This is a genomic window from Caballeronia udeis, from assembly GCF_001544555.2.
GTDB classification, from domain to species: Bacteria; Pseudomonadota; Gammaproteobacteria; order Burkholderiales; family Burkholderiaceae; genus Caballeronia; species Caballeronia udeis.
Window position 1 is genome coordinate 1 of sequence record NZ_FCOK02000152.1, and the last position, 6,385, is coordinate 6,385.

The 6,385-nt window shown below is 63.0% G+C and carries 9 protein-coding genes; all 9 read right to left on the bottom strand.

Annotated elements, in window-relative coordinates; translation table 11 throughout:
- Positions 1 to 198: 198 nt before the first annotated feature.
- Entirely contained in the window at positions 199 to 1,272 is a 1,074-nt protein-coding gene (locus AWB69_RS44555) for a hypothetical protein (RefSeq protein ID WP_062093133.1), read from the bottom strand.
- 26 nt (positions 1,273 to 1,298) lie between these two features.
- Entirely contained in the window at positions 1,299 to 1,475 is a 177-nt protein-coding gene (locus tag AWB69_RS48480) for a hypothetical protein (RefSeq protein ID WP_156529210.1), read from the bottom strand.
- Between the two features lie 44 nt (positions 1,476 to 1,519).
- Positions 1,520 to 1,711, bottom strand: coding sequence for a hypothetical protein (locus AWB69_RS44560; protein ID WP_062093134.1), 192 nt, complete (start codon positions 1,709 to 1,711; stop codon positions 1,520 to 1,522).
- A gap of 581 nt (positions 1,712 to 2,292) precedes the next feature.
- Positions 2,293 to 2,802, bottom strand: coding sequence for a hypothetical protein (locus AWB69_RS44565; protein ID WP_062093135.1), 510 nt, complete (start codon positions 2,800 to 2,802; stop codon positions 2,293 to 2,295).
- 54 nt (positions 2,803 to 2,856) lie between these two features.
- Entirely contained in the window at positions 2,857 to 3,228 is a 372-nt protein-coding gene (locus AWB69_RS44570) for a hypothetical protein (RefSeq protein WP_062093136.1), read from the bottom strand.
- 81 nt (positions 3,229 to 3,309) lie between these two features.
- On the bottom strand, positions 3,310 to 3,843 hold the full coding sequence (locus AWB69_RS44575) for a hypothetical protein (protein WP_062093137.1): 534 nt from the start codon (positions 3,841 to 3,843) through the stop codon (positions 3,310 to 3,312).
- Complete coding sequence (locus AWB69_RS44580) at positions 3,840 to 4,349, bottom strand: hypothetical protein (protein ID WP_062093138.1); 510 nt, start codon at positions 4,347 to 4,349, stop codon at positions 3,840 to 3,842. Before AWB69_RS44580 ends, AWB69_RS44575 begins: the two co-directional genes overlap by 4 nt.
- A gap of 543 nt (positions 4,350 to 4,892) precedes the next feature.
- Complete coding sequence (locus AWB69_RS44585; RefSeq protein ID WP_062093139.1) at positions 4,893 to 5,567, bottom strand: hypothetical protein; 675 nt, start codon at positions 5,565 to 5,567, stop codon at positions 4,893 to 4,895.
- A gap of 12 nt (positions 5,568 to 5,579) precedes the next feature.
- Positions 5,580 to 6,113, bottom strand: coding sequence for a hypothetical protein (locus tag AWB69_RS44590; protein WP_062093140.1), 534 nt, complete (start codon positions 6,111 to 6,113; stop codon positions 5,580 to 5,582).
- Positions 6,114 to 6,385: the final 272 nt, after the last annotated feature.

Consider the following 6,385-nt stretch of genomic DNA (forward strand, 5'->3'; position numbering starts at 1 on the left):
GGAGGGGATGGCACGCGCCGGGGCAAGTCCGCGGGACGCGGCGCAGTCCCAAGAGCGGGGGTGCATGTTCACCGGGACGCGAGGTCGTCAGCTTGCGTGACGGGCGCAGCCTGGCGCGCGAGGTGCCGCGTCCCGGCTGGATGGCTGCGGCGGTGCCAGAAGCGACAACGCCGGCACTCGGCCGGCGTCGCTGGGCGATCACGCAACGGCAAGCTGCCCCTGCGTCGCGCTCACCGCCTGAGGTGCGGGAGCAACCTCCGGCGCGGCAGTCTCCGGCACGTCCCACGTGAGCACGTCGCGCATCGAACCGACGCGATAGCGCACGCTATCGGCGTCCTCGCCCTTGATGTCCGAAAACAGGAACGTGAATTCATCCGGCGCTTGGTCGCCTTCGCCGATGAGGCCTAGACCTCGGGCCAGTTCATCCACCGCGCGACGGTGATGATCCTCCTTGCACGCGGTGCGGCGCACAGTAATGCGCGTGTCCTCGGGCAACGGTGCCGCATTCTTCAGCGCTTCACGCACGACCGGTATCGTTGCCTTCGCAAAGCCGGGCTGAACCAGCTCACGCTCAAGGGCCGGGCCTGTCACATATTGTGCGAGCGCGGAATAGGCCCATTGGCCGTCTGACCACTTGCCGTCATCGCCTGCGACGAGTCGCACGTCTGCGTCGATCGCGAAGCAACGGGGAGACGGCAGGTCGATCTCCCGCGCGGAAACATTGCGCACGGGCGGGACGTCGATAGGTACAGTGCCAGTGTCGCTATGAGTGAACACACGCCACGGCGACAGTTCACCGTCGACGCCGTAGATCGCACGTAGCAAGGTGGTGTCGCCGTAGAGCGTCGTCGTCATACCTTCATTCCTGATTACGTCGAGGCGGTCTGCCAGTCCTGCACGCTGCAGGGTGGATAACACCCTTTCGTTGGCATCCTCGGGCAGCGCCGCACGCCAGCCGGTTTCAAATTTCAGCGCCACGACAACATCGCGCATCGGGACCGGACGATTCAGTTCCTGCTTCCAAGATTCGATGTAGTTCTCCGGCTTGATGTCGCCGCTACGGCTCTGCAACATGCCGCCGCAACAGTCGGACGCACCGACAAATGCCCGCCGCAAAACTTCCTCCCGCGTGCCGAACGCGAATGCACTCCAGTGGTCGGTGTGGGGATAGCAATTTTTTTCGTATGACCGCTCAAAAAGGATGTAGAGCAGCTCTCCGTCGTTCGAGCGGAAAGCGGCTGCACATTTGCCGGTGGTAACAGTTGCGCCCATATGTGACTCCTCAAAAAGTTGCTGGTTTAGACGTTGAACGAGATTGCAACGAACGGCGCGTGCGATTCGATGTGTAGCGATACATTCGGTTCAGCGCGCGGGCCGATCATGTCGGGCGACACGAAACCAATCCCTTCGATCAGCGAGTAGCCCGATATCGTTGCGAATTCCCGTTGCACCGTTGCTTCGAGTACGAGAATCATCGGTAGTCCCCCTTCGTGTTTGCCCGCCGTAGCGTGCGCAGTTGTTATGCAGCGCGTCGCGCCAAGTAGTCGCAACGTGCCACTGCGAGAGACAGTCCATCCGAATCCAGTGAGTACGCGCTCTCGACCGTTGAATGCGTAGTCCCGGACACGCAGACCGCATACGACTTCTGGCGGCGGTCGCGCAACACAAATACCTTGCCGTTTTCATGGACGATGTCTTCTTCCCTGTACATGGGGTTCCTCCGCACGGGTTTTAAAGGCTGACCGGGCCCCTAGATTCCGAGTCCCGGCGTGAAGGATGTTTCTGCTGAGTCGGCGACGTCTCTCGCCGTTGCCGCCGTTCCCCTGAGTTCGTCGTCCCGCGATCAAAGGAGACGCGGCCGCAGCTGGGTCAAGGATTCAAGCGCGGGGTGCTGGGGCGGGATGGAGCGACTAGCGACTGACACGGCCCCGCGCGCCTTGACGCAGCGCAGGACGTGGCTACGATCGCGAGAAAAGGACGGCGAACGAGGGGGACGGGGTTTCGGCACAGAGAGCTGCTGCGCGACGAAGCGAAACGCCCCGCGCGGCGAGCGCGCTTACCGAGCTGCTGCAGGCAGCGAGGCTGGAGGGGATGGCACGCGCCGGGGCAAGTCCGCGGGACGCGGCGCAGTCCCAAGAGCGGGGGTGCATGTTCACCGGGATGCGAGGTCGTCAGCTTGCGTGACGGGCGCAGCCTGGCGCGCAAGGTGCCGCGTCACGGCTGGATTGCTACGGCGGTACCGGAAACAGAAACGCCGGCACGTGGCCGGCGCTCGTCGAGCGATTGATCCGCTTACGCGCGGTTGCTGCTGTACACGGCCAGGCCGACGTCAGCCGGTCGCACGAAGATTGACCGGCCGACTACGGAATCATGGTAGCTCGCAATACACGCGAAGCCCTTTCGTGCAAATTCCTCTTCGTTGCTCGCGATCAGACGCTCACGCGTTCCACCTGGCCGGTTCAGCCGGTCGCTTTTATAGAAGCGATCCATCGCCTGTGCGATGTCCGCCACCTGACCGATGTGCGTACACGTTTCCCAGTCCGGTTCGTAGAAGCCCCTGCTCTTGCGCGCGGCTTGCTCAGTCTCGAATGCGTCGAGTTCGGCCAGGTACGCCGCATCGGCGAGGTCCACACACCGCGTCAACGGTGCCTCTGCATTGAGAATGCGGCGGCTGTCTTCCTTTAGGCGCAGATCGGTATGATCGAGCTGATCGCGTCGCGACAGATCGCGCATACGCTTCTGGTGGTGCAATCGGTCATAGTGCGATTGGCGGTCGTGCAATTCTTTGGTTGCGTTGGTCATCGTCGTTCCGTCCTGTAATGATATGGCGGTCATACTCAGTGCGTCCTTGATCTGTTACTGGCGTCGTGCATCGCTTAACGCGCTACTGAGGCGCACGACTGCCTCGGGAAGCGGATCGCCGTCGCGATGCACAAAGCTGCGAATTCCCGGATCGACATTTGCGGCGAAGAACTGCAGCGCAACGGCCCGCGCCTCCGCCTCCAGAATTCCTGCCTCCGGATAAAGCTGGTCAAGCGTGCGCAATTGCTTGTGAACCAGACGGCCGATGTCGCTCCACGTGCGACGTGGCGCACACCGCCACACGGCGAGAGCATCCGTTACGATCGTGTTCAGCAGCACGCGGATCTGCGCGCAGCGCACGGGCTCCTGTGTACGCAATGGCCAGCGCGCCGGAAGTGTGAGGCTGGCGGATATGTGGATTTTCATGATGATTCTCAATCGAAGTGAAGCGCTGGCTGAGCGCTCCACGATTTGTTTAGATAGTGAGCGCCGGGGCGCGGCTGCAGGTCAGAGGTCGCTCCAGGCTACATCCGCAGTGACTTCACGGCCCATCCCAAACGAGCGCGTAACGGTGTGCTTGATGCGCTCGCGTGTGCCGTCGATAGTCAGCGTGCCCTTGCCGAAGAAGCGCCCGAACAGCGCGCGCTGCTCGGCGGCCAGAAGCGTGCCCTGCCACTTCGCTAGACGGTCACCGGTACGGGCAACGAGAAACAGCGCGAGCCTCGCAGCAAGTTCGAAACGATTAGCCTGCGCGGTCAGAAGCGGCTCGCTGTCTCGCACGACAGGCGCGAGCTTTGCGTCGCGGTAGGTTCGCTTGTACGGCGCGGGGCCATACGAGAGTGCCCAATCGACCGCGTGCTGCACGCGATCGCGCGCTTCGGCGGGAGACCGTGCAACCGTCGAGCCGTATTGCTTCGCATCGCGCATCAGGCGAATGTCGAAGAATTCGCGGCCCGGACGCGGCTCGAATCGCAGCACGTCGATCTGATAGCGCCCACCCTTCGCGGCCCCTTCCCAACGTTCAACCAGTTGCGCGCTCATGCTGCCTCCACACGCTTGCCGAACATGGTCAACGCGATCTTTTCCAATCGTCCGATTGCATCCAGTACGTCGCCTCCGTTTGCCGTGCTTACGACGATGTGATGCGCGGCGTTGCGAGGGCGGCCCGCGAGATCACGGGCGACATGCACCATCGTTACGCCGGCGGCGACGAGCGCACGACGCGCGAATTCCGCAAAGTTCGGGGCCTCGCCCAGCGCTTTGTCATCCTTCATCATCCGGCTGCGGATGCGCTCGATCTTCCGAACCGCCGCACGCATCTCGTCCAGTTCTGCGCCGCAGACATTGCTGAACGCGACGCGACGCCCGAACGATTCCGCGCTGTGGTCACTCACGTTCGCGCGGAATTCGATATTGCCCGCATGTACATAGCCGGTCGCACCGATGACGGCGTGACTCAGTTCGACAATCAATTCCGTTACACAGTGTTCGTGCTGCGCAAAAACAATGGCGTGAATCTCGGGCTTCGGGTGGCGGCGTCGTGTCATGGCATAAGCTCCTGTTTTTTGCTGACCGGGCCCCAAGATTCGGAGCCCATCGTAGGGGTTTCCTTTCGGCGGGCGCTTGTCAGGTTCCAGCGTTGCCGCCGTTCCCCTGAGTTCATCGCCCTGCGACGACGCAAGCCGGTTGAGGCCGTGCGTCAAGGAGGCAAGTGCGGGGTGTTGGGGCGGGCAGGCGCGCAGCGACAACACGGCCCCGCACGCCTTGACGTCAGGCCGAGGCCGGCTAAGGTCGCGGGTATGGGCGATGAGGGGGGATGGACGGCATGCGACCTATGCGATCGCGCGAAAGGCCCGCGCGGGTAGCGCCCCTTCGCGGAGCATCGCGACGCGACTGGATTGGGTGGCCCGCGCCGGGCGAAGCCCTAGAGCGGTCCGCTTCTGTTCACCGGGGCGGGGAATCTGCGAGCGGCGCGTCAGGCGAAGCCTGGCGGGCGGCTCGCCCCGGCCCGGCTGACTGCGGGCGCGGTATCCGGTTTCGCATGCGAAAGGGCGAAGAGCCCTGCAGCTCCTCGCGGCTTGCGATACGGACTATTCGGCGCGCTGCTCGATCAGGTCGAACAGGTTGGCGCCGTCCAGTTCAATGGTCTGCGTACCGGTGAAAAGAGAATCCGAGACCCGGATTACTTCCGAGGGTCCGATCTGTGCGAGTGCTACCAGATCTTCATGGCTGAGCGGCACGTCCAGCGACCCGAATCGCACGATGCCTTGCGGGGGTTTCGCGTGAGTCCACGGCGTCAAACTGACGTCCATGGTTGCGATGGTCCGGCCGTTTTTCGAGACGGTATGCGCCCCGGTAACGTAAGTGAAGTGCGCCATTTCCTCACGCAGCTTGCCTTCCGTTACTGATTTCACCGTCGCCTTGCGCGCGTCGATCAGATAACAGTCGCGACTCGGGCCCGTGTGGAGCGCGGCGTCCAGCTCCTCGTTCATGCGCGGATGTCTGCCGAGCTGCACAAGATGGGTTCCGCTCTCGCGGATGACCCAGCCGTACATACCTGTCGCGTAGGTACGCTGCAGATATGCGCGATCATGCTCATAAAAGTCCACTGTGTAATGCCGCAGGCGCGCGTCCGGCTTTTCGACAATGTCGCGCATGGCGTCGAAAATTCGCGCAACGCGTGACATATGCGCAGAGTTCTTCTTCGCTGCCGTGATGGCTTCGGCGGCGATGGTTTCTGCGGACAACGAAAGTTCGATCTGCATGATGCGCTCCTGTTACGCGAAAAGAGGAAGTTGTGTGCTGACGACGTCTTGCACATCAGCCGCAAGAACACTGGTGACCCAATCCGGCTTGGTCCTTTCACCGGCCCATGCCTGCGCGAATTCCTTCAGGCAGGCCACGCAGCACTGCGCGCGATATTCATCACGCTCGACGGGCGCATACACCGCATGGTGGGCGGCGCTGCCGTCGCGCGGTGCGCCACACAGCGTTGCGCCGGCAGCGGGGCCGGTGTGCGTCAGATGGATACGGGACGGCTTTCGCGCTTCGGTCGCGTCCTGCTCGACGATCGGCGTCGGCGCAGCGGCGTCCGCCTTAAAATGTTGCTCATACCCTGCCCGCTCGGCTTGCGAACGCTTCGGGAAAGAGACGCCAGGCGCATGCTGGTGGGCATAGAAGTACTCGCCAACTGCGATGCGCTTGTTGTGCCCGAGCCGGTGGCTCGACGCGTGGTTCGCGCGCTGCTCGCTTGTGTAGCGCTGAAAGCCGCGCGTGGCCGGAAAGCGTTTCCTGTATTCCTCAAACGTCATATGCACCCCTCTGGTGGTTTGCGCTGACCGGGCCCCTAGATTCCGAAGTCCCGGCGTGAAAGATGTTTCTGCTGAGTCGGCGGCGTCTCTCGCCGTTGCCGCCGTTCCCCTGAGTTCGTCGTCCCGCGATCAAAGGAGACGCGGCCGTAGCTGGGTCAAGGATTCAAGCGCGGGGTGTGGGGCGGGATGGAGCGCAGCGACTGACACGGCCCCGCGCGCCTTGACGCAGCGCAGGACGTGGCTACGATCGCGAGAAAAGGACGGCGAACGAG

Coding starts and splice junctions, on each gene's coding strand:
- AWB69_RS44555 (WP_062093133.1), bottom strand. CDS start 1,272: ATGGGCGCAACTGTTACCACCGGCAAATGTGCAGCCGCTTTCCGCTCG.
- AWB69_RS48480 (WP_156529210.1), bottom strand. CDS start 1,475: ATGATTCTCGTACTCGAAGCAACGGTGCAACGGGAATTCGCAACGATA.
- AWB69_RS44560 (WP_062093134.1), bottom strand. CDS start 1,711: ATGTACAGGGAAGAAGACATCGTCCATGAAAACGGCAAGGTATTTGTG.
- AWB69_RS44565 (WP_062093135.1), bottom strand. CDS start 2,802: ATGACCAACGCAACCAAAGAATTGCACGACCGCCAATCGCACTATGAC.
- AWB69_RS44570 (WP_062093136.1), bottom strand. CDS start 3,228: ATGAAAATCCACATATCCGCCAGCCTCACACTTCCGGCGCGCTGGCCA.
- AWB69_RS44575 (WP_062093137.1), bottom strand. CDS start 3,843: ATGAGCGCGCAACTGGTTGAACGTTGGGAAGGGGCCGCGAAGGGTGGG.
- AWB69_RS44580 (WP_062093138.1), bottom strand. CDS start 4,349: ATGACACGACGCCGCCACCCGAAGCCCGAGATTCACGCCATTGTTTTT.
- AWB69_RS44585 (WP_062093139.1), bottom strand. CDS start 5,567: ATGCAGATCGAACTTTCGTTGTCCGCAGAAACCATCGCCGCCGAAGCC.
- AWB69_RS44590 (WP_062093140.1), bottom strand. CDS start 6,113: ATGACGTTTGAGGAATACAGGAAACGCTTTCCGGCCACGCGCGGCTTT.